Here is a 19,745-nt window from a genome sequence, read left to right as displayed (position 1 = left end):
TCCACTGACCGACAGGCTTTCCAGACGACAAACATCCCTTGGCGCGGCTCGGCCAAGCGCGCCGTCCAGCAATAGCGCGGCATGCACGAAGGGCTTCATGGTTTCGCCGTGAAAAAAAGAAAAAGCCCCGGACGACTACAGGAAAATCCTTGAGTCATTCGGAGCTTTCAGACCGCCGCCGAGGTGTTTTCAGGAGGCGGGTTTACCGCCGTACCAGCGCGGTGTGTACACCCACTCCCCGCCGCCGGCACGCGCAAAGGTGCAGGTGGTGGACGAGCCGACCAGCACCATGGTGCGCATATCCACCTGGTCCGGGGTGAGCTGGCCCAGCGTGGTGACGCGTAGCGTCTGGCCGGGGCGACCGATATCACGGCCCAGTACCACCGGTGTTTCAGGCGTGCGGTGCTGGGCGACGATCTCCAGCGCACGCCCCAGTTGCCACGGGCGCGCACGGGAAATCGGGTTGTAGAACGCCAGCGCCAGGTCGGCCTGGGACGCGAGCTCCAGACGCTTTTCGATGATCGACCAGGGCTTGAGGTTATCCGACAGCGACATCACACAGAAATCATGCCCCAGCGGCGCGCCCGCCTGGGCAGCGGTGGCCAGGGAAGCCGAGACGCCAGGCAGGATCTGCAGGTCGACCTGATGCCAGGCTGGGTCGCTGGACTCATGCAACGCCTCGATCACCGCAGCGGCCATGGCGAATACACCGGGGTCGCCAGACGACACCACCACCACCGAGCGCCCTTGGGCGGCCAGTTCGAAGGCGTGACGTGCGCGTTGCATTTCTTCGCGGTTGTCCGTGCAATGCTGCACCTGGTCGTCACGGAACGGCCCGGCCATGCGCACGTAGGTTTCGTAGCCCAGCACATCGGTGCAGCGCGCCAACTCGGCCTTGACGGCCGGCACCATCAAGTCAGCGGCGCCAGGGCCAAGGCCGATCACGGCGAGACGGCCACGCGGGCGGCCTACCTGTGACACATCCACCGGCTGCTCGGCCACGCTGAGGGTGATGTCCGCGTGCGGCTCAAGCTTGGCAAACCGCAGCGGCACACCCAACTCCGACGCGGCCTCATGCAACGAGGCTTCGGCCATCTGCGTGTCGCTCGCCAGCAGGCACGCCAGCGCTTGCACGGCAACGCCCGCCTCCTGCAAGGCCGTGCGCACACGTGCCGCCAGGTGCGCACCGGGCTTGCAGGTGACGCACACCGTCTTCGGGTAGATCAGCAATTCGTTGGCGGCAGGCGTACGCTCGGCACTGCCCACATGAATCGCCAGGCGTGCCTGCGGATCCTGCGGCAAATTGGCCTGCTCCAGCCAGGGCGCCGCGCCTTCGATGCGCACGCTTTCACCGGCCAGCAGGTCCGAGACAAAGCGCTTGCCCAGCTCCAGGTCCGCCAACGCATAGCCCGTGGGCGGGTTGAGCAGGCAGGTGCCGAACCGCAACTCGCCACTGGTGGTGATCGCCGCTGCCACGCCCAACGCGGCGGCAATCTCCCGCGCCATCACATTCAAGCCGCCCAGGCCGCCCAGTAGCGGCACCACGGCGCTGCCGTCTTCGGCGACGGCCAGCACGGCCGGCTCCTCGCCTTTTTCGAGCAAGAGCGGCGCGAGGGTGCGGATGACGATACCGGCGGCGCACAGCGCAATCAGCGGCGTGCCTTGCTGGTAGAGCTGGCGCAGGGTGGCGCCGAATTCGCTGTAGCGTTGGTCTGCACCCTCAACCCGACCGTCCAGGCCATGGATCAGCGCAGCCGGGTAAAGTTGCTGGATCCTGCGCGCGGTCGCCAGGCTGCCCTGGCCCAGAATGACAATCGCCGGGCTCATCAACCTTGCCACCGTTCACCGGGCACGATGATCAACGAGAAATACGGCGACGACATCGGCTCCACCTGATCCAGCGGCACAATTTTCTGATTGGCCATAGTGGCGCGCTCCACGTACAGCGCGCGCCCGGCCAGACCGAGTTCTTCCAATACCTGGCGCACCTTGGGAAAGTTGCGCCCCAGCTTCATGATCACCGCCGCATCCGCATCCGCCAGCCGGCGCTTGAGGTCATCGTGGGGCAACACGCCAGAGAGCACCGACAGGCTCTGATTGCGATACACCAGCGGCGCGCCCAATACCGAAGCACCGCCCAGCATCGAACACACGCCCGGGATGACCTGCGCCTCATAGCGTTCGGCGAGGCGGTCATGCAGGTACATGTAGGAGCCGTAGAAGAACGGGTCGCCTTCGCAGATCACCGCCACATCGCGACCGGCATCCAGGTGCGCGGCCACGCCGACGCTGGCCGTGTCGTAGAAATCGCTGATCACTTGCTCATAGGACAGCGGCGCCGGCAGCGCCTCGGTGGTCACCGGGTACACCAGCGGCATCAGGGTTTGCTGGGGCACCAGGTGGTCTTCGATGATGCCGAAGGCATTGCCCTTCTTGCCCTTGGCCACGAAGTACGCCACCACCGGCGATTCGCGCAGCAGGCGCAGGGCCTTGAGGGTGATCAGTTCCGGGTCGCCGGGGCCTACACCCAGGCCGATCAGACGTCCGCGTGCAGGCATTATTCAACCTCCGTGGCGAGCGCATTGACGGCGGCGGCGGCCATGGCGCTGCCACCCAAGCGGCCCTGCATGATCACGAACGGCACACCCCGGCTGTCGGCGGCGAGCATCGCCTTGGATTCGGCGGCACCGACGAAACCCACCGGAAAACCAAGGATCAACGCCGGTTTCGGCGCGCCGGCGTCGAGCATTTCCAACAGGTAGAACAAGGCGGTCGGTGCGTTGCCGATCACTACCACGCTGCCGGCCAAATGCGGGCGCCAAAGTTCCAGGGCAGCGGCGGAGCGTGTGTTGCCAAGCTCGCGCGCCAGTTCCGGCACGCTGTCGTCACGCAGGGTGCAGATCACCTTGTTGTTGGCCGGCAGGCGCGCACGGGTCACGCCTTCGGAGACCATCCGCGCATCGCATAAAATCGGTGCGCCCGCCGCGAGCGCGTCGCGCCCGGCCTTGCCTGCGCCGTCGGAAAATTGCAGGCCGTCGATGGCCTCGACCATGCCGCATGCATGAATCACCCGCACCGCGAGTTTCTCCAGATCCGCCGGGATACGCGCCAGGTTCGCCTCCGCGCGAATGATGGCGAAGGAGTTGCGATAGATCTCCTGACCGTCGCGGATGTAATCAATCATCGGTGTTGCTCCGTGGGCGAGCGCGCAGCAAGGCGCCCGCCGCGTCAATAGAAAGAGTGCGCGCGTGCAGCCGGCCAAAACCTGGATGAGCAGCGTCGCTAAAATAGAGGTCGTAGTGGCCGGGGCTCACCGCCAGCAAGGTGACCGGCGCAGTGTGTGCGGCGGCGCAGGAGCGCGGGCAGCCGGACAAGTGAACAGCGTGACCCGGTCGCAGGCCGGCCAATTGCACGGCGTCGGTTTTGGTATCCGACAAGCCTTTGCCGCAGCCGCTGGAACCGGTACAGGCGATCATGCGCGCCAGGGGTTGGTCGGCGGCGCAGAGAAAGCCCAGTTGCGCCAACTGTTCGGTCACCACGCCTGGCTGTGTGAGGTTAGGCAGCAGCACGCCCTGCCAAGGGGTGAACCGCAAGGTGGCGTCGCCATACTCGCAGGCCAGCTGTGCAGCGCCCTTGAGCATCGCCGAATCCAGGCGGCCCAATGGCGCGGCGGCGGTGACATAGAACCGGTCTTGCTGGCGCTGTGGATAACTGCCCAGATGGCCCGAAGCGCTGCTGGCCGGGCGGTTGAAGCCATTCGCAGGCAGTAGCGGCAGGCGCAGGCGGCTCAGTAAGTTATCCACAGCCAGATGGCGCATGCGCGTTTGTTCCGGCGTGGCCAGGTCGAGAAAGGCTTCGAGCACGGCCACCACCAGCGCATGGCCTTGGTCCAAGCGCACAGCGGCCAACGGTGCATTCAGGCCAGGACAGCCGGCCAGGCCGAACGCGAGCAGGGTTTCACCCGCCTGTTCGAAGGCCGACAGCCACAGATCGTGATGATGTTCGAGCATCGCCAAGGCCTCGAAGCCATCCAGCTGCACGGCGAATTTGGCCGACAGCTCATGAAAGCGTGGATGGTTTTCCAGGGTGGCGAGGATCTGCCCGGCCAGGGGGCGGGTGTCGAACAGCATCTGTGGGTCGATGCCGGCGCTGGGGCTGAGCATTAGGTTGCGCACGTCATCACCGCCCGCATTGCTCGGGCCGAGGCCTGCCGCCAGCAGCATCGCGATCAAGGCCTCCTGCTCGGCGCCGATCCCGCGAATCTGCAGGTTGGCGCGGTTGGTCGCCTCGATCACCCCGCCCGCGTACGCCTGGGCAGCGTCCGCCACGGCGTTGGCCTGGGCCGCGGTGATCGAGCCACCGGCCAGTTTGATCCGACAAATACCGCCGTCCAACGCCTGGACGATGCGCAACAACCCCGGACAAGCCGAGGGGCGCAAGGTATTCAGAGCGGGCGTTGGCTTCACGGGGCTTCCGGTTGACGGGTAAAGGCGCGGTATTATGCCTGCTTTGTCCGACGGCATGAAAAGCCTGCCCGTCGGATGTCGTTCAAGGAATTGATATGTCGCCCTGGCTGACGGTAGTAGGCATCGGTGAAGACGGCTTCAAGGGCCTGGGCAGAAACGCCCGGCACGCCTTGTTGCGCGCCACGCGGATTATAGGGGCGCAGCGCCAGTTGGACCTGTTGCCGGTGTGCATTCGCGGTGAGCGCGAGTTGTGGCCGAGCCCGTTCTCCCTGGAACCGGTACTGGCGCGGCGCGGTGAACCGGTGTGCGTATTGGCCAGTGGCGATCCGATGTTCTATGGCGTGGGCGCCAGCCTGGCACGACAGATTGCGTCGCAAGAGTTGCTGATTGTGCCCGCGCCGTCGTCGGTATCCCTTGCAGCCGCGCGTTTGGGCTGGCCGTTACAGGACGTGGTGACGTTATCCGTGGTGGCGCGGCCCGTCGCGGCGATCAACGCGCATCTGGCCAGCGGTGTGCGCGTGTTAGTGCTGAGTAATGACGGTGGCAGCCCTGCGTTGATCGCGGCGGTGTTGACCGAGGCCGGGTTCGGGCCGAGCCGATTGAGCGTCTTTGAACACTTGGGCGGGGCGAATGAGCGACGTATCGACGGCCTGGCCGAGGATTGGCAGCACCACTCGGCCGCCGATCTGAACCTGGTCGCCATCGAGTGCCTGGCCTCTCCCGACACGCCACGCCTGTCGCGCCTGGCAGGCTTGCCGGATAGCGCCTTTAAGCACGACGGCCAACTGACCAAACGCGATGTGCGCGCCATGACCCTCGCGCGCCTGGCCCCCATGCCGGGCGAGCTGCTGTGGGATGTAGGTGCGGGCAGCGGTTCCATCGGTATCGAATGGATGCGCACTCATCCCAGTTGCCGCGCACTGGCGATTGAAGCCGACGCAGGCCGCCAAGACTTGATCGAACACAATCGCGACGCCCTCGGCGTGCCCGGCCTGCACCTGGTACGCGGCACCGCCCCGGACGCCTTGCATGGCTTGCCGACACCCGACGCCATCTTCATCGGCGGCGGCGTCACCCGCGACGGCGTGCTTGACAGCTGTTGGCAACAGCTGCGCCCCGGCGGTCGACTCGTCGCCAACGCCGTAACCCTGCAAAGCGAAATGACCCTGATGAACTGGCGCGCCGAGCACGGCGGCGAACTGACGCGCGTCCATGTGGCCCAGGCCCAGCCGCTGGGAGAGTTCGATACCTGGCGCCAGGCGCTGCCGATTACCTTGCTGGAAGTGGTCAAGCCGCTATGAAACGGATTCTGTTGCTGGGCGGTGTGACCGAAGCGCTGGCCATCGCGCGGACGTTAGGGCCGGAACATATCTACAGCCTGGCGGGCGTGGGACGTGTGCCGACCAATCTGACCTGCCAAGTGCGGGTCGGCGGTTACGGTGGCGCTGAGGGCTTGGCGCAGTTTGTTCGGGATGCGGGGATCAGCCTGATCCTCGACGCGACCCATCCTTATGCAGCGCAGATCAGCCAGAACGCGGCGCGGGCGGCGCAGTTGTGCGGTGTGCCCTGCTGGGCGTTGCGCCGACCGGCATGGCAGCCGCAGGCCGGTGACGATTGGCGTGAAGTTTCCGATTGGGCCGAGCTGATCGAAGCGCTGAAACCCTTCAGGCGCCCGCTGTTTACCTTGGGCCGTGAGCCGCTGCAGCACCTCGCAGAAATCCCCGCCGAACAGTTCTGGACGCTGCGCGCGCTGGAGGTGTATCCGGGCAATGCGCGCTGTGAAGTGATTGGCGCACGTGGGCCGTTCCTGATTGAAGACGAGCGTGCGCTGTTTGAACGGCACCGGATTGATGTGCTGATCAGCAAGAACAGTGGCAGCACAGCCACCGAGCCGAAGCTGGAAGTGGCGCGGGAACGGGGGGTGCCGGTATTGGTGGTGAAGCGGCCGGTGTTGGCGGTGGTGGATCGGGAGTTCATCACAGTGGCAGCGGCCTTAGAGGCCATCCACGCTCACTGAACAACACCGGTCCAATGTGGGAGGGGGCTTGCCCCCGAGTGCGGCGTGTCAGACACAGACTTATTGGCTGATCCACTGCAATCGGGGGCAAGCCCCCTCCCACATTTGGACTGGGTTATCAGCTGCCTGCCGCTGTGGCCTGCCCGACATCGTTCACACGATCAGCCAACAACTGCGCAAGCTCGATCAACTGCGCAACGCCCAGCAATTCCTCGCGTGGCGCGCCTTCCAGGTTAAAGGCAATGTCGCAACTCAGCGCATTGGCCGAGGCGAGTGTTTCGCTGAGGTTGACCAGCAGGTCTTCGGTGCTGATGCCGTCGGCCACGGTGAACAGCCGGATGGGGGGATTGGGGGTGGGTTTGATCATGTGAAGCTCCTTAATCTAAGTGGAGCTGCCAACTAATCGCCGCGATGCGATGGGGGTGGCAGCTGTGCGCAGGTTCGCGGACCGGAGATTAAGGAAGCCGGCATACCCGAAGGTATCCCGCGCACAGCCACCATAGCGCCGCACAGTAGACGATAAAAAAGCGTCAACTGAAAGGAGGCAATGCTTAATCAATCCGAGCCGCGACGCCCGACCGCTGAGTTTGCAGCGGTGTACGGAGACTAGAGATTGAGTTTCCTAGGGACAACCTCAAATCCTTGTCGGAAATTTCTGTTTGAGCAGACGCAGAGCGTCCTGGGCGGCATTCCCACGCAGAGCGTGGGAATGATCGAATTGGAAAAACGCTGATCGCTTGGCTACGCCCTCAACAAGGCGATTCATCCTACAAACCCTTCCGAACCCGCTGGCTGGCTCAGCCAAAACCCTGCGCTCTACCCTCCGCTCTCGCGGTTTTGCCTCAGCGCCCGCGATGGGGATGCACTGCCTTTGCAGCGCGTCGCAACTTGCCATCTTGTATCCCAAGGAATACGATCAAAGATGATTCGATTCAAGAGATCCGTCGAGTTTCAGGAGTGGCTAGATTCGTCACGCGGCAGACCCGCCCGTGGTCGTGTGCTGGTCAGATTGGATAACGCGATGAGGGGCAATTTTGGAGACTGCGAAACCGTAGGGCATGGCGTATCGGAAATGCGCATCCACTATGGCCCAGGCTACCGGGTGTATTTCACGCGCATAGGTGAGCTGGTTTACCTGCTGTTGATAGGTGGCGATAAATCGACGCAAAAACGCGATATCCAGCGTGCAAAACACATGCAGATCAATTTGGAAAGGAGCGGTGACTCATGATTCAATTTAAGGATTTTGACATAGCCGAGCATCTCAAGACCCCGGAGGACATGGCTGAATATCTTGAAGCCTCCTTCGAAGAAGATGCCGGTGACGGCGTGCTGATTCGTTCAGCTCTTAACAACATAGCCCGCGCCCAAGGCATGACGCAGGTAGCCCGCGATGCCGGCCTCGGACGAGAAAGTCTGTACAAAGCCCTCTCCAGCGCCGGCAATCCCGAGTTCGCGACTATCATGAAGGTCATGAAGGCGTTGGGCCTCAAGCTTCACGCCACGGCGATCTGATAGCACTGCGACACCAAACCACACCGCCCCTTTTTACTTATCCCCCCCGATCAGGCTAAATACCCGCCTGATCGTTTAACCCTACGGATTATCCGCCATGGCCCGTCAACGCTTTGCAATTGCCTGGATCGCCTGCCTTGCAGTGCTGTTCAACGCGTTTGCCATGCCGCTGGCCAGCGCGATGCAGCAGGTGGATGACCCGGTCAAGCGTCTGATGTGGGGCAGTTTCTGCTCGTCCAACGGCGCCAGCCTGCAGACGCTCGCCCTGAGCACGCTGGAGGTTCCCGCGGCGCCGGATGATCACTCTGCCATGCAGCATTGCTGGTGTTGCTCAGGTTCGGCATCGTGGGTAGCGTTGCCGGGGCATGTGCCGCAGCTGTATGTCACACGGTTCGAGGCCCTGCGCAGCCTGCCGGCGCCTGCACTGCAAAACCCCACGCCACGCCAGCAATGGCCGAGCCTCAACCCCCGCGCCTCTCCAACGGTCTGATCTGCTTCGCAAGTGAACTGCGTTTAGAACTGTTCTGGAGAACTGCCATGCTCAAATCTTCCCTGCTTCTGGCGGCGTTGCTGCTGCCGGTGTTCAGTGCCGCCAATGCCGATGACTACAAGGTCGGCGACCTGTTGGTCAGCGATCCCTGGTCCCAGGAATTGCCGCCGAATGCGCCCACCGTTGCGGCGTACTTCGTGATTCATAACACCGGCGCTTCCCCGGACCGTTTGCTCAGCGTCGAAACCAGCGTCGCCGAAAAAGCCGAGCTGCACGAGCATGTGATGCAAGGCGACCTGATGAAGATGCGCCAGGTGCCCAGCGTCGCCGTGCCGGCCAAGGGCGAGCTGACCTTCGCGCCGATGGCTTACCACGTCATGCTGCTGGGCCTTAAAGACCGCAGCCTGTTGGCCGACGGCAAGCAGTTCCCGCTGACCCTGACCTTTGAGAAGGCCGGCAAGGTCGACGTGAACGTATCGGTGCAGAAAACGCCGCCGGTGGCCGCCCACGCGCATCAGCACGCCCAATAGGCTGACCTTGATGGGCGCCTCTCGCGCCAGGTTGTCTCCACGCCCACGCCTGATGCGTGGCAGTTGGATCAGCCTGTTCGCCATGCTGATGATCTTTATCGGCCCGCTGATTTCCCAAGCGATGCCGATGGATCATCACGCCGGTATGTCGATGGACATGCCGAGCTGCCATGGCGAGCCCAAGCCCACCAAGGCCCCCGACGAGCACCACGTACTCTGGGAAAAGTGCGGCTATTGCAGCCTGCTCTTCAGTTGCCCAGCCCTGCCCGGCGGCGTGTCCTTCATCGCCCTCGACGCCCCGCCGCCCGCCAACGCCCTTCCCCCCGCCCCGCGCCTGGGCCATGCCCGGCAAAGCATCTTCCCCGGCGCCCGCAGTCGTGCGCCGCCCATCGCCTCGTAAGCCCCTCATAGCGTTACTTCACACCGGCCGACTTTAAACAGACAGCCGCAGGCTGCTGGCCGTGTCGTTTACGATTGATTGATGGAATTTTTCATGTCCAGGTTTCCTGTCGACACCCGTTTGGGGGTTGCCCCTGTTTTTGCCGTACTGTGCGGCGCACTGCTTGCTTCGCAGGCCCACGCGGAGGAACACGAGTTGAGCCCCACGGTGATCACCGCGATCGCCCCCAGCTCGCCACTCACCGTTGTCACCAACCCGAAAGACCCACGCCAGCCAGTGCCCGCCAGCGATGGTGGCGACTACCTCAAGACCATCCCCGGTTTCGCTCTGGTACGCAACGGCGGCACCAATGGCGACCCGGTGCTGCGCGGCATGTTCGGCTCGCGCCTGAATATCCTCACCAACGGCGGCATGATGCTCGGTGCCTGCCCCGGCCGGATGGATGCGCCCACCTCGTACATCTCGCCGGAAACCTACGACAAGCTCACCGTGATCAAGGGCCCGCAAACCGTGCTATGGGGCCCCGGTGCGTCAGCCGGCACCGTGCTGTTCGAGCGTGAGCCGGAACACTTCGGCGAGCTGGGCACGCGGCTCAACGCCAGCGTATTGGCCGGTTCCAACGGCCGTTTCGACAAGGTCATCGATGCCGCTGCCGGCGGGCCGCTGGGCTATGTGCGGGTGATCGGCAACCAGGCCCACGCCGACGATTATAAGGACGGCAACAACGACACGGTCGCGTCGCGCTATGACAAATGGAACGGCGACGTCGCTGTCGGCTTCACCCCCGACGCGGATACGCTGCTCGAGCTCACCGCCGGCCGTGGCGATGGCGAGGCACGTTACGCCGGGCGCGGCATGGACGGGTCGCAGTTCCTGCGCGAAAGCCTGGGGCTGCGCTTCGAGAAGTCCAACCTCGGCGAGGTGCTGGATAAGCTTGAGGCCCAGGTCTACTACAACTACGCCGACCACGTGATGGACAACTACAGCCTGCGCGTACCGTCCGGCACCGGCATGATGGCCGGGCCCATGGCCTCCAACGTCGACCGCCGCACCCTCGGTGCAAGGGTCAAGGCCACGTGGCGCTGGGCCGATGTGCAGTTGATCGGCGGCCTGGACGCGCAGACCAACGAACACCGCGCGCGCAGCAGCATGGGCGTCGACACCTACAAGGACCTGCCGCGCGACAAGGACGCCAACTTCCACAACTACGGCGTATTTGGCGAGCTGACCTGGTACGCCGCCGACCGCGACCGCCTGATCACCGGCGCACGCCTGGACCGCGCCTCGGCCAAGGATTTTCGCCAACGCACTGGCTCGGGAATGATGTCGCGCCCCAACCCGACCGCCGGCGACAACCGCGCCGATACCTTGCCGTCAGGCTTTGTGCGCTACGAGCACGACCTGGCGGACACCCCCACCACGCTGTATGCAGGCGTGGGTCACGCCGAACGCTTCCCGGATTACTGGGAGCTGTTTTCCCCCAACACCGGCGCGGTCGGCTCGGCCAATGCCTTCGACGGCGTAAAGCCCGAGAAGACCACCCAGCTGGATGTCGGCGCGCAATACAAAACCGCCGACTTGCAAGCCTGGGCCTCGGCTTACGTCGGCCAGGTGCGCGACTTCATCCTGTTCGACTACCGGCCCGGCATGACGGGCACCACCTCCCAGGCGCGCAATGTCGACGCGCGCATCATGGGCGGTGAACTGGGTGCGGCCTACACACTGACGCAACACTGGAAAGCCGACGCCAGCCTCGCCTACGCCTGGGGCAAGAACAGCAGCGACGGCAAGGCACTGCCACAGATGCCGCCGCTGGATGCGCGCCTGGGCCTGACCTACAGCGAAGCTGATTGGAGCGCCGGGGCCTTGTGGCGCGTGGTCGCGGCGCAAAACCGTATCGACCCGAACAAGGGCAATGTGGTCGGCAAGGACTTCGACAAGAGCGGCGGTTTTGGTGTGTTCTCACTGAACGCGGCGTACCGCATCAATAAAAACTTCAAGGTCAGTACCGGTGTCGACAATCTGTTCGGCAAGGCTTATGCCGAGCATTTGAACCTGGCCGGCAACGCCGGGTTCGGTTACCCGGCAAGCGACCCGCAAGCCATCAAGGAGCCGGGGCGCACCCTCTGGACCAAGGTGGATATGAGCTTCTAAAAGCATCGGGGGCAAGCCCCCTCCCACATTGGATCGGGTTCACAGATTGAGCCTTGTGAACACAGTCAAGTGTGGGAGGGGGCTTGCCCCCGATGGCGGTGTAACTGACACAAATAAACCAAAGCCTTGCGGAGCCCTCGATGACCACTCAAAAAATCTCCTTCTACAACCTGGCCTGGCGCTGGCACTTCTACGCCGGGCTCTTCGTCGCCCCCTTCATGGTGCTGCTGGCCCTGACTGGCATCATCTACCTGTTCAAACCCCAGCTCGACCCGCTGATATACGGCGATCTGCTCAAAGTGCCCGCCGCCGCGCAGGCACTGAGCGCCGACGCGCAACTGCAACGGGCCAAGGCCGCTTACCCTCAGGCCGCGATCAGCAAATACCTGCCGCCCGCCGACGCCATCAGCAGCGCGCAGTTCGTGATGCAACACCAAGGCCGCGAAATCACTGTATTCGTTGACCCGTATCGCGGCACCGTGCTCGGTGAGCAGGACGCCAAGAACAACCTGCAAGCCATCGCCCGCGCCCTGCATGGCGAGCTGATGATCGGCACCACGGGTGACCGCCTGATTGAGCTCGCTGCCGGTTGGGGCGTGATGCTGGTGGTGTCCGGCCTGTACCTGTGGTGGCCGCGCGGTCAGTCATCGGCGGGCGTGTTATGGCCACGCCTGGGCAGCCGAGGACGGTTGTTCTGGCGCGACCTGCACGCCGTCGCCGGTTTCTGGGGCGCGGCATTCCTGCTGGTGATGCTGCTCAGCGGCATGACCTGGACAGGGTTCTGGGGCAAGCAATACGCCGACCTGTGGAACACCTTCCCGTCAGCGATGTGGAACAACGTGCCGCAATCGGACCAGCAGGCGCGCAGCCTCAATACCGCCAGCCAGCAAACCGTGCCCTGGGCGATGGAAAACACACCGATGCCGATGTCGGGCGATCATGCCGAACACATGAACCACGGCGCCATGCATGCAGGCCCCGCCGCGCCCACCGTCAGCCTGCAACAGGTGGTCGACCTGGCCACGGCGCGCCAGGTCGAGCCCGGCTACAGCATCACCTTCCCCACCACGGCCACGGGCGTGTTCACTGTCGCGGTGTTCGCCGACGACCCACGTAACGACGCCACGCTGCATGTGGACCAGTACACCGGCAAGGTGCTCGCCGACGTGCGCTGGGCACATTACAACGGCGTCGCACGCGCCACCGAAACCGGCGTGATGCTGCACGAAGGCAAGATGTTCGGCTGGGTCAACCAACTGATCGTGCTGGTGATCTGCCTGATGATCCTGCTCAGCGCGGTGAGTGGCGTGGTGATCTGGTGGAAGCGCCGGCCGCAGGGCGGGCTGGGTGTACCGCCCCTGCGTCATGATTTGCCCAGGTGGAAAACCGCCATGGCGATCATGCTCGGCCTGGCAATCATTTTCCCGTTGGTAGGCGCTTCGTTGATCGTCGTATGGGTGCTGGACCGCCTGCTCCTTTCACGGGTCAGCGTCACCGCGTAGGACTGGGTTGCGCACTGCCGGCACGGCCTGTTGCGCAACGCCCTGTTTTGAAGCTTGCCGTGCACTCAGCAACGGAATGTGGCGCCATGCTGGTGCGCCACTGTGCCTGAGCGCCTCCCGAACCCGCCTGTAATCCTGTGCCTCGCGTAGCAGGCACAGCCCTTGCAAAGTCGTGTGTATCTGCCCAACAAAAACTATCGGTTTTACGGAGATCGCACCATGAAGCGTCGCAGCTTGATCAAGGCTTTCACTTTGTCGGCATCCATTGCCGCCATGGGCATGACCTGGACCCTCCAGGCCGCCGAGACCATCAAGGTCGGCATCCTGCACTCGTTGTCCGGGACCATGGCGATCTCCGAAACCTCGCTCAAGGACATGGCGCTGATGACCATCGACGAGATCAACGCCAAGGGCGGTGTGAACGGCAAGATGCTTGAGCCGGTGGTGGTCGACCCCGCGTCCAACTGGCCGCTGTTCGCTGAAAAAGGCCGCCAGTTGCTGACCCAGGACAAGGTCGCCGTGGTGTTCGGTTGCTGGACCTCGGTGTCGCGTAAATCGGTCTTGCCGGTGTTCGAAGAGCTCAACGGCCTGCTGTTCTACCCGGTGCAATACGAAGGCGAAGAGATGTCGCCGAATGTGTTCTACACCGGCGCGGCGCCGAACCAGCAGGCGATCCCGGCGGTGGAGTACCTCATGAGCGAAGAAGGCGGCGGCGCCAAGCGCTTCTTCCTGCTGGGCACCGACTATGTGTACCCGCGCACCACCAACAAGATCCTGCGCTCGTTCCTGCATTCCAAAGGCGTGGCGGACAAAGACATCGAAGAGGTCTACACCCCGTTCGGCCACAGCGACTACCAGACCATCGTCGCCAACATCAAGAAGTTCTCCGCCGGCGGCAAGACCGCAGTGATTTCCACCGTGAACGGCGACTCCAACGTGCCGTTCTACAAGGAACTGGCCAACCAGGGCCTGAAGGCGACCGAGGTACCGGTAGTGGCGTTCTCCGTGGGTGAAGAGGAGCTGCGCGGCATCGACACCAAGCCACTGGTGGGCAACCTCGCGGCCTGGAACTACTTCCAGTCGGTGGAGAACCCGGTGAACCAGAAGTTCGTGGCCGACTGGAAAGCCTACGCCAAGAAACACAACCTGCCAGGCGCAGACAAGGCCGTGACCAACGACCCGATGGAAGCCACCTACGTGGGCATCCACATGTGGGCGCAGGCGGCGGAAAAGGCCAAGTCCACCGATGTCGACAAAGTGCGTGAAGCCCTGGCCGGCCAGACCTTCGCCGCACCGTCCGGCTTCACCCTGACCATGGACAAGACCAACCACCACCTGCACAAGCCGGTGATGATCGGCGAAATCCAGGCTGACGGGCAGTTCTCGGTGGTGTGGCAGACCAATGAGCCGATCCGTGCACAACCGTGGAGCCCGTACATTCCGGGCAATGACAAAAAGCCCGATTACGCAGTGAAGAGCAACTAAGCCCCACCACAGGCCAAATGTGGGAGGGGGCTTGCTCCCTCCCACACTGTCCGTGCATGACTAGGACACTTGTTTATGCCCGCTGCCCTCAATCGCTATTTACTCGCCTTGCTGCTGTTGCTGCCTTTGGCCGCACACGCCAGCGATGCCGAAGACTTCATCAACGCCAACCCGGCGCAGCAAGCCAAGCTCCTTCAGGACTGGGCCGCCCAGCCAGACCCGGCGCGCATCGAACTGGTGGACGCACTGCAACAAGGCCAACTCACCGTCAACGGTGAAACCAAGACCGTACGCCTGAACAACCGCCTGCGCGGCCTGATCGAGAATGTACAGGCCAGCCAGCGACTGCTCGCGGCCGACCCCAAGGTACGCCTTGATGCGGCGCGTACCCTGCAAAAAAGCGCGGTGCCGGCCCAGCTTAAATTCCTCGACCAGCAGCTCGCCACCGAGCCCGATGAGCAAGTGCACAGCGCCCTCAGCCTGGCCCTGGCCAACCTGCAACTGGTCGACAGCGACCCGGTGGTGCGCCTGGCCGCCGTGCGCTTGCTCGGCAACACCGGTGACCCACTGGCCCGCACGCGCCTGGAGACGTTGCTCGCGCCCGGCGTCGAAACCGATGCCACCGTGCACACCGCCGCCGAAACCAGCCTGGCCCAGGTCAAACGCAAATTGATGGTCGGGGAAATCCTCGGCCAAGCCTTCAGCGGTATGTCGCTGGGCTCGATTCTGTTGCTCGCGGCCCTGGGCCTGGCGATCACCTTCGGCCTGCTGGGGGTGATCAATATGGCCCACGGCGAAATGCTGATGCTCGGCGCCTATTCCACCTATGTCGTGCAGTTGCTGATGCAGCGCTACGTGCCCCAGGCCATCGAGTTCTACCCGCTGATCGCGCTGCCGGTGGCGTTCTTTGTCACGGCCGCGATCGGCATGGCGCTGGAGCGTACGGTGATTCGTCACCTGTATGGCCGCCCGCTGGAAACCCTGCTCGCCACCTGGGGCATCAGCCTGATGCTGATCCAACTGGTGCGGTTGGTGTTCGGCGCACAGAACGTCGAAGTGTCCAACCCCGCCTGGCTGTCCGGGGGCATTCAGGTGCTGCCCAATCTTGTGCTGCCGTACAACCGCCTGGTGATCATTGCCTTTGCGCTGTTCGTGGTGGTGCTGACCTGGCTGTTGCTGAACAAGACGCGCCTGGGTCTCAACGTGCGCGCCGTCACCCAGAACCGCAACATGGCCGCCTGCTGCGGTGTGCCGACCGGGCGGGTGGACATGCTCGCCTTTGGCTTGGGCTCCGGCATCGCGGGGCTGGGCGGCGTCGCCCTGAGCCAGATCGGCAACGTCGGCCCGGACCTGGGCCAGAGCTACATCATCGACTCGTTCCTGGTGGTGGTGCTTGGCGGTGTGGGCCAGCTTGCCGGCAGCGTCACGGCGGCCTTCGGCCTGGGCATCGCCAACAAGATTCTTGAACCGCAGATCGGCGCCGTGCTCGGCAAGATCCTGATCCTCGCGCTGATCATTCTGTTTATCCAGAAACGCCCGCAAGGACTCTTCGCACTGAAAGGACGGGTGATCGACTGATGAACCAGCCATTGATGCTTACGGCCGCACAGAAAGCCGGCCCCAAGGTGACGATCACCGTCGGCGCGATCCTGCTCGCGGTGCTGCTGGCGCTGCCGTTGCTGTCGCTGTTGCCGGCGGAAAACGTCTTTCATATCTCCGCCTACACCTTGACGCTGGTAGGCAAGATCCTCTGCTATGCCATCGTCGCCCTGGCGCTCGACCTGGTGTGGGGCTACGCCGGGATGTTGTCCCTGGGCCACGGTTTGTTCTTCGCCCTGGGCGGTTATGCGATGGGCATGTACCTGATGCGCCAGGCGTCCGGCGATGCGTTGCCGGCGTTCATGACCTTTTTGTCGTGGACCGAATTGCCCTGGTACTGGGCGGGCACCCAACACTTCTGGTGGGCGCTGTGCCTGGTGGTGCTGGCGCCGGGGTTGCTGGCTCTGGTGTTCGGCTTCTTCGCCTTCCGCTCGCGGATCAAGGGCGTGTATTTCTCGATCATGACCCAGGCCCTGACCTTTGCCGGGATGCTGCTGTTCTTTCGCAACGAGACCGGGTTCGGCGGCAACAACGGCTTTACCAATTTCCGCAGCATCTTGGGCTTCGGCATCACCGAGCCGGGCACGCGGGCGGTGCTGTTCGTGGCCACGGTGCTGCTGCTGGTGACGAGCCTGTACCTCGGCTGGCGCCTGGCCCGCAGCAAGTTCGGCCGGGTGCTCACCGCCTTGCGTGATGCGGAAAACCGCCTGATGTTCTGCGGCTATGACCCGCGCGGCTTCAAGCTGTTCGTGTGGGTATTGAGCGCAGTGTTGTGCGGCTTGGCGGGGGCGTTGTATGTGCCGCAAGTGGGCATTATCAACCCCAGCGAAATGTCGCCGACCAACTCCATCGAAGCCGCCGTGTGGGTGGCCCTGGGCGGGCGTGGCACCTTGATCGGCCCGTTGCTCGGCGCCGGCGTGGTCAATGGCATGAAGAGCTGGTTCACCGTGGCCTTTCCGGAATACTGGCTGTTCTTCCTCGGGGCGTTGTTCATTCTGGTCACCCTGTACCTGCCCAAGGGCGTTATCGGCCTGCTGAAGAAATGAGGAACGTCATGCTTGAACCTATTTTCGACGCGGGCAGCGGCCGCGAGGCCATCGGCATCGGCCAGGCTGCGGGCAAAGGCCTGAACACCCGCCACGGCACCATCCTGACCCTGGAGGACATCAGCGTCAGCTTCGATGGCTTCAAGGCCTTGAACGACCTCAACCTGTACATCGGCGTCGGCGAGCTGCGCTGCATCATCGGCCCCAACGGCGCAGGCAAAACCACGCTGATGGATGTGATCACCGGCAAGACCCGGCCCAGCCACGGCAAGGCCTGGTTCGGCGAAACCCTGGACCTGACCGGCATGAGCGAAGTGCAGATCGCCCAGGCGGGTATCGGCCGCAAGTTCCAGAAACCCACGGTGTTCGAAGCCCTCACGGTGTTCGAAAACCTCGAGCTGGCGCAGAAGACCGACAAGTCCGTCTGGGCCAGCCTGCGCGCGCGCTTGAGCGGCGAGCAGAAAGACCGCATCGATGAAGTGCTCGACACCATCCGCCTCACGGCCTCGGCACAGCGCCCGGCCGGGTTGCTGTCCCACGGGCAGAAGCAGTTTCTGGAGATCGGCATGCTGCTGATGCAGGACCCGCAACTGTTGCTGCTGGACGAACCGGTGGCGGGCATGACCGATGCCGAAACCGAATTCACCGCCGAACTGTTCAAGGGCCTGGCGGGCAAGCATTCGTTGATGGTGGTGGAGCATGACATGGGCTTTGTCGGCTCGATTGCCGACCACGTCACCGTGTTGCACCAGGGCAGCGTGCTGGCCGAGGGGTCGCTGGAACAGGTGCAGGAAAATGAGCGGGTGATCGAGGTCTACCTCGGTCGCTGATCGTTCCCACGCTCCGCGTGGGAATGCCGCCCTGGACGCTCCGCGTCGTTTCATTAGGAGGTTTGAGAATGCTGCAAGTCGACAAGCTGCACCAGTACTACGGCGGTAGCCATATCCTGCGCGGTCTGTCGTTTGACGTGAAGATCGGCGAAGTCACCTGCCTGCTCGGCCGTAACGGTGTGGGCAAGACAACCCTGCTCAAGTGCCTGATGGGCCTGCTGCCGGCCAAGGAAGGCGCGGTGAACTGGGAGGGCAAGCCGATCACCGGGTTCAAGCCGCATCAGCGCGTACATGCTGGCATTGCCTACGTGCCCCAAGGCCGGGAAATTTTCGGCCGGCTGACGGTGGAAGAAAACCTGCTGATGGGCCTTTCGCGCTTCCCCGGTGCCCAAGCCAAGGAAGTGCCGGCCTTTATCTACGAGCTGTTCCCGGTGCTGCTGCAGATGAAGCACCGGCGCGGAGGGGATTTGTCCGGCGGCCAGCAGCAACAGTTGGCCATCGGCCGCGCCTTGGCGAGTCGCCCGCGGTTGTTGATTCTCGATGAGCCCACCGAAGGCATTCAGCCCTCGGTGATCAAGGAAATCGGCGCGGTGATCAAGAAACTCGCGGCACGCGGTGACATGGCGATTCTCCTGGTGGAGCAGTTCTACGACTTTGCCGCTGAGCTGGCCGACCAGTACCTGGTGATGTCCCGTGGCGAAATCGTGCAGCAGGGCCGGGGTGAAAATATGCAAAGCGAAGGTGTACGCGGGCTGGTAACCATCTAATCTGTAGCGTCCTAACGATAAGCACAAAACCATGAACCTGCCCGTTACCCCTGCCCTGTTCACCCTCAGCTGGCGCGCCGAGCTGGAACTCGGCTATGCGCGTTTCGGCGACACCACACGCCCGGTGCTGCGCCGCCACCTCGGCCCGCTGCGCGTGCAAAAACACCTGTACGCCGAAGGCCCCGAGGTGTGCCAGCACATCATCGTGCACCCGCCGGGCGGCATTGCCGGCGGTGATCGCCTCGACATCAGCGCGCAGGTTGCCCAAGGCGCCTGGGCACAGTTGACCAGCCCCGGCGCGGCCAAGTGGTACCGCGCCAGCGGCCCGGCGTTTCAGCAGTTGAATTTGCGCGTGGAGGCCGGCGCGACCCTGGAATGGCTGCCCCAGGAAACCATCGTATTCAGCGCCGCCCAGGCCGAACTGAGCACGCGCATCGAACTGCACGGCGATGCGCGGTTGTTCTACTGGGACGTGGTCGCCCTCGGGCGCCCGGCCAGCGGCGAGCGGTTCGACCTCGGCCACTTTCAATCGCACCTTGATATCCGTCGCGACGGCCAGTTGCTCTGGCATGAGCGCCAGCGCATTGTGGGCGGCGATGGGTTGCTGGATTCGCCTATCGGGCTGGATGGGCAACCGGTGTTTGCCACACTCCTGGTGACCGGTGAAATCGATGCTCAATTGCTCGAACACTGCCGCTCACTGCCCCACGCGGTGCGCGGCGATTTGACCCAACTGCCCGGTTTGCTGGTTGCTCGCTGCCTGGCCAGCGAAGCGCTGCTGGCACGGGGATGGTTGATTGATTTGTGGCGGCTGTTGCGCCCCGCCGTATTGGGCCGCGAAGCGGTATCACCCAGAATCTGGAGCACATGAAGATCAAACTGTGGGAGGGGGCTTGCTCCCGATAGCTGAGTGTCAGGCAATGCATCTGCTACTGACCCACCGC

The 19,745-nt window shown here is 63.6% G+C and carries 20 protein-coding genes; 15 read left to right on the top strand and 5 right to left on the bottom strand.

Translation table 11 applies throughout. The features are described 5' to 3' along the window. Positions 1-189: 189 nt before the first annotated feature. From cobJ to cobG, 4 genes are read right to left on the bottom strand one after another with little or no spacing between them, the layout of a single operon-like run. Positions 190-1,827, bottom strand: coding sequence for a precorrin-3B C(17)-methyltransferase (cobJ, locus tag C4J90_RS03090; RefSeq protein ID WP_124419196.1), 1,638 nt, complete (start codon positions 1,825-1,827; stop codon positions 190-192). Beyond that, complete coding sequence (locus C4J90_RS03085; RefSeq protein ID WP_124419195.1) at positions 1,827-2,558, bottom strand: precorrin-2 C(20)-methyltransferase; 732 nt, start codon at positions 2,556-2,558, stop codon at positions 1,827-1,829. The genes cobJ and C4J90_RS03085 overlap by 1 nt, the downstream gene beginning before the upstream one ends. Beyond that, positions 2,558-3,184: a precorrin-8X methylmutase gene (locus tag C4J90_RS03080; protein ID WP_124361086.1), complete on the bottom strand. Its 627-nt coding sequence runs from the start codon at positions 3,182-3,184 to the stop codon at positions 2,558-2,560. Before C4J90_RS03080 ends, C4J90_RS03085 begins: the two co-directional genes overlap by 1 nt. Beyond that, a complete protein-coding gene (gene cobG / locus C4J90_RS03075; RefSeq protein WP_124419194.1) occupies positions 3,177-4,523 on the bottom strand; it encodes a precorrin-3B synthase in 1,347 nt (448 codons plus the stop codon). Before cobG ends, C4J90_RS03080 begins: the two co-directional genes overlap by 8 nt. A gap of 38 nt (positions 4,524-4,561) precedes the next feature. Between cobG and cbiE the strand changes: the two genes are divergently transcribed. Both cbiE and C4J90_RS03065 read left to right on the top strand, forming a co-directional pair. Beyond that, a complete protein-coding gene (gene cbiE / locus C4J90_RS03070; protein WP_124419193.1) occupies positions 4,562-5,767 on the top strand; it encodes a precorrin-6y C5,15-methyltransferase (decarboxylating) subunit CbiE in 1,206 nt (401 codons plus the stop codon). Continuing rightward, the gene (locus C4J90_RS03065) at positions 5,764-6,483 is read left to right on the top strand and encodes a cobalt-precorrin-6A reductase (protein WP_124419192.1); all 720 of its coding nucleotides are present in this window, start codon (positions 5,764-5,766) and stop codon (positions 6,481-6,483) included. The genes cbiE and C4J90_RS03065 overlap by 4 nt, the downstream gene beginning before the upstream one ends. A 118-nt stretch (positions 6,484-6,601) precedes the next feature. Here C4J90_RS03065 and C4J90_RS03060 read toward each other — a convergent pair whose 3' ends face one another. Next, complete coding sequence (locus tag C4J90_RS03060) at positions 6,602-6,850, bottom strand: DUF6124 family protein (RefSeq protein ID WP_124361082.1); 249 nt, start codon at positions 6,848-6,850, stop codon at positions 6,602-6,604. A 555-nt stretch (positions 6,851-7,405) separates the two neighbouring features. Between C4J90_RS03060 and C4J90_RS03055 the strand changes: the two genes are divergently transcribed. From C4J90_RS03055 to C4J90_RS02995, 13 genes are all read left to right on the top strand, one after another. Beyond that, the gene (locus C4J90_RS03055; RefSeq protein ID WP_124419191.1) at positions 7,406-7,714 is read left to right on the top strand and encodes a type II toxin-antitoxin system RelE/ParE family toxin; all 309 of its coding nucleotides are present in this window, start codon (positions 7,406-7,408) and stop codon (positions 7,712-7,714) included. Then, entirely contained in the window at positions 7,711-7,998 is a 288-nt protein-coding gene (locus C4J90_RS03050) for an addiction module antidote protein (RefSeq protein WP_124361080.1), read from the top strand. The genes C4J90_RS03055 and C4J90_RS03050 overlap by 4 nt, the downstream gene beginning before the upstream one ends. A gap of 97 nt (positions 7,999-8,095) precedes the next feature. Next, entirely contained in the window at positions 8,096-8,488 is a 393-nt protein-coding gene (locus tag C4J90_RS03045) for a DUF2946 domain-containing protein (protein WP_124419190.1), read from the top strand. 47 nt (positions 8,489-8,535) lie between these two features. Then, entirely contained in the window at positions 8,536-9,018 is a 483-nt protein-coding gene (locus C4J90_RS03040; RefSeq protein WP_124361078.1) for a copper chaperone PCu(A)C, read from the top strand. A 10-nt stretch (positions 9,019-9,028) separates the two neighbouring features. Then, positions 9,029-9,418 carry a DUF2946 domain-containing protein gene (locus tag C4J90_RS03035; RefSeq protein WP_124406175.1) on the top strand — a complete coding sequence of 130 codons (390 nt, stop codon included), beginning with the start codon at positions 9,029-9,031 and terminating at the stop codon, positions 9,416-9,418. 93 nt (positions 9,419-9,511) lie between these two features. After that, positions 9,512-11,572 carry a TonB-dependent copper receptor gene (locus tag C4J90_RS03030; protein ID WP_124419189.1) on the top strand — a complete coding sequence of 687 codons (2,061 nt, stop codon included), beginning with the start codon at positions 9,512-9,514 and terminating at the stop codon, positions 11,570-11,572. A 140-nt stretch (positions 11,573-11,712) separates the two neighbouring features. Continuing rightward, complete coding sequence (locus C4J90_RS03025) at positions 11,713-13,074, top strand: PepSY domain-containing protein (protein ID WP_124419188.1); 1,362 nt, start codon at positions 11,713-11,715, stop codon at positions 13,072-13,074. Positions 13,075-13,293: 219 nt separating this feature from the next. Continuing rightward, positions 13,294-14,559 (top strand): urea ABC transporter substrate-binding protein, encoded by a 1,266-nt coding sequence (urtA, locus tag C4J90_RS03020; RefSeq protein ID WP_124361074.1) that lies wholly within the window; start codon positions 13,294-13,296, stop codon positions 14,557-14,559. Between the two features lie 75 nt (positions 14,560-14,634). Beyond that, positions 14,635-16,137 (top strand): urea ABC transporter permease subunit UrtB, encoded by a 1,503-nt coding sequence (gene urtB / locus C4J90_RS03015; RefSeq protein WP_124419187.1) that lies wholly within the window; start codon positions 14,635-14,637, stop codon positions 16,135-16,137. Then, the gene (gene urtC / locus C4J90_RS03010; protein WP_124419186.1) at positions 16,137-17,204 is read left to right on the top strand and encodes an urea ABC transporter permease subunit UrtC; all 1,068 of its coding nucleotides are present in this window, start codon (positions 16,137-16,139) and stop codon (positions 17,202-17,204) included. The genes urtB and urtC overlap by 1 nt, the downstream gene beginning before the upstream one ends. Next, positions 17,201-18,034, top strand: coding sequence for an urea ABC transporter ATP-binding protein UrtD (gene urtD / locus C4J90_RS03005; protein ID WP_164484508.1), 834 nt, complete (start codon positions 17,201-17,203; stop codon positions 18,032-18,034). Before urtC ends, urtD begins: the two co-directional genes overlap by 4 nt. A gap of 68 nt (positions 18,035-18,102) precedes the next feature. Continuing rightward, entirely contained in the window at positions 18,103-18,801 is a 699-nt protein-coding gene (gene urtE, locus C4J90_RS03000) for an urea ABC transporter ATP-binding subunit UrtE (protein ID WP_124419185.1), read from the top strand. A gap of 31 nt (positions 18,802-18,832) precedes the next feature. After that, positions 18,833-19,672, top strand: a complete 840-nt coding sequence (locus C4J90_RS02995; protein ID WP_124419184.1) for an urease accessory protein UreD — start codon at positions 18,833-18,835, stop codon at positions 19,670-19,672. The last annotated feature ends 73 nt before the right edge of the window (positions 19,673-19,745 follow it).

Origin of the sequence: Pseudomonas sp. R2-60-08W, assembly GCF_003852335.1 — a bacterium.
In the GTDB taxonomy this organism is placed as follows: domain Bacteria; phylum Pseudomonadota; class Gammaproteobacteria; order Pseudomonadales; family Pseudomonadaceae; genus Aquipseudomonas.
This window is presented reverse-complemented; position numbering and strand designations above follow the sequence as displayed.

Excerpts from the sequence above, each read along its gene's own strand:
- cobJ (WP_124419196.1), bottom strand. The coding sequence starts at position 1,827 with ATGAGCCCGGCGATTGTCATTCTGGGCCAGGGCAGCCTGGCGACCGCG.
- C4J90_RS03085 (WP_124419195.1), bottom strand. The coding sequence starts at position 2,558 with ATGCCTGCACGCGGACGTCTGATCGGCCTGGGTGTAGGCCCCGGCGAC.
- C4J90_RS03080 (WP_124361086.1), bottom strand. The coding sequence starts at position 3,184 with ATGATTGATTACATCCGCGACGGTCAGGAGATCTATCGCAACTCCTTC.
- cobG (WP_124419194.1), bottom strand. The coding sequence starts at position 4,523 with ATGCCGTCGGACAAAGCAGGCATAATACCGCGCCTTTACCCGTCAACC.
- cbiE (WP_124419193.1), top strand. The coding sequence starts at position 4,562 with ATGTCGCCCTGGCTGACGGTAGTAGGCATCGGTGAAGACGGCTTCAAG.
- C4J90_RS03065 (WP_124419192.1), top strand. The coding sequence starts at position 5,764 with ATGAAACGGATTCTGTTGCTGGGCGGTGTGACCGAAGCGCTGGCCATC.
- C4J90_RS03060 (WP_124361082.1), bottom strand. The coding sequence starts at position 6,850 with ATGATCAAACCCACCCCCAATCCCCCCATCCGGCTGTTCACCGTGGCC.
- C4J90_RS03055 (WP_124419191.1), top strand. The coding sequence starts at position 7,406 with ATGATTCGATTCAAGAGATCCGTCGAGTTTCAGGAGTGGCTAGATTCG.
- C4J90_RS03050 (WP_124361080.1), top strand. The coding sequence starts at position 7,711 with ATGATTCAATTTAAGGATTTTGACATAGCCGAGCATCTCAAGACCCCG.
- C4J90_RS03045 (WP_124419190.1), top strand. The coding sequence starts at position 8,096 with ATGGCCCGTCAACGCTTTGCAATTGCCTGGATCGCCTGCCTTGCAGTG.
- C4J90_RS03040 (WP_124361078.1), top strand. The coding sequence starts at position 8,536 with ATGCTCAAATCTTCCCTGCTTCTGGCGGCGTTGCTGCTGCCGGTGTTC.
- C4J90_RS03035 (WP_124406175.1), top strand. The coding sequence starts at position 9,029 with ATGGGCGCCTCTCGCGCCAGGTTGTCTCCACGCCCACGCCTGATGCGT.
- C4J90_RS03030 (WP_124419189.1), top strand. The coding sequence starts at position 9,512 with ATGTCCAGGTTTCCTGTCGACACCCGTTTGGGGGTTGCCCCTGTTTTT.
- C4J90_RS03025 (WP_124419188.1), top strand. The coding sequence starts at position 11,713 with ATGACCACTCAAAAAATCTCCTTCTACAACCTGGCCTGGCGCTGGCAC.
- urtA (WP_124361074.1), top strand. The coding sequence starts at position 13,294 with ATGAAGCGTCGCAGCTTGATCAAGGCTTTCACTTTGTCGGCATCCATT.
- urtB (WP_124419187.1), top strand. The coding sequence starts at position 14,635 with ATGCCCGCTGCCCTCAATCGCTATTTACTCGCCTTGCTGCTGTTGCTG.
- urtC (WP_124419186.1), top strand. The coding sequence starts at position 16,137 with ATGAACCAGCCATTGATGCTTACGGCCGCACAGAAAGCCGGCCCCAAG.
- urtD (WP_164484508.1), top strand. The coding sequence starts at position 17,201 with ATGAGGAACGTCATGCTTGAACCTATTTTCGACGCGGGCAGCGGCCGC.
- urtE (WP_124419185.1), top strand. The coding sequence starts at position 18,103 with ATGCTGCAAGTCGACAAGCTGCACCAGTACTACGGCGGTAGCCATATC.
- C4J90_RS02995 (WP_124419184.1), top strand. The coding sequence starts at position 18,833 with ATGAACCTGCCCGTTACCCCTGCCCTGTTCACCCTCAGCTGGCGCGCC.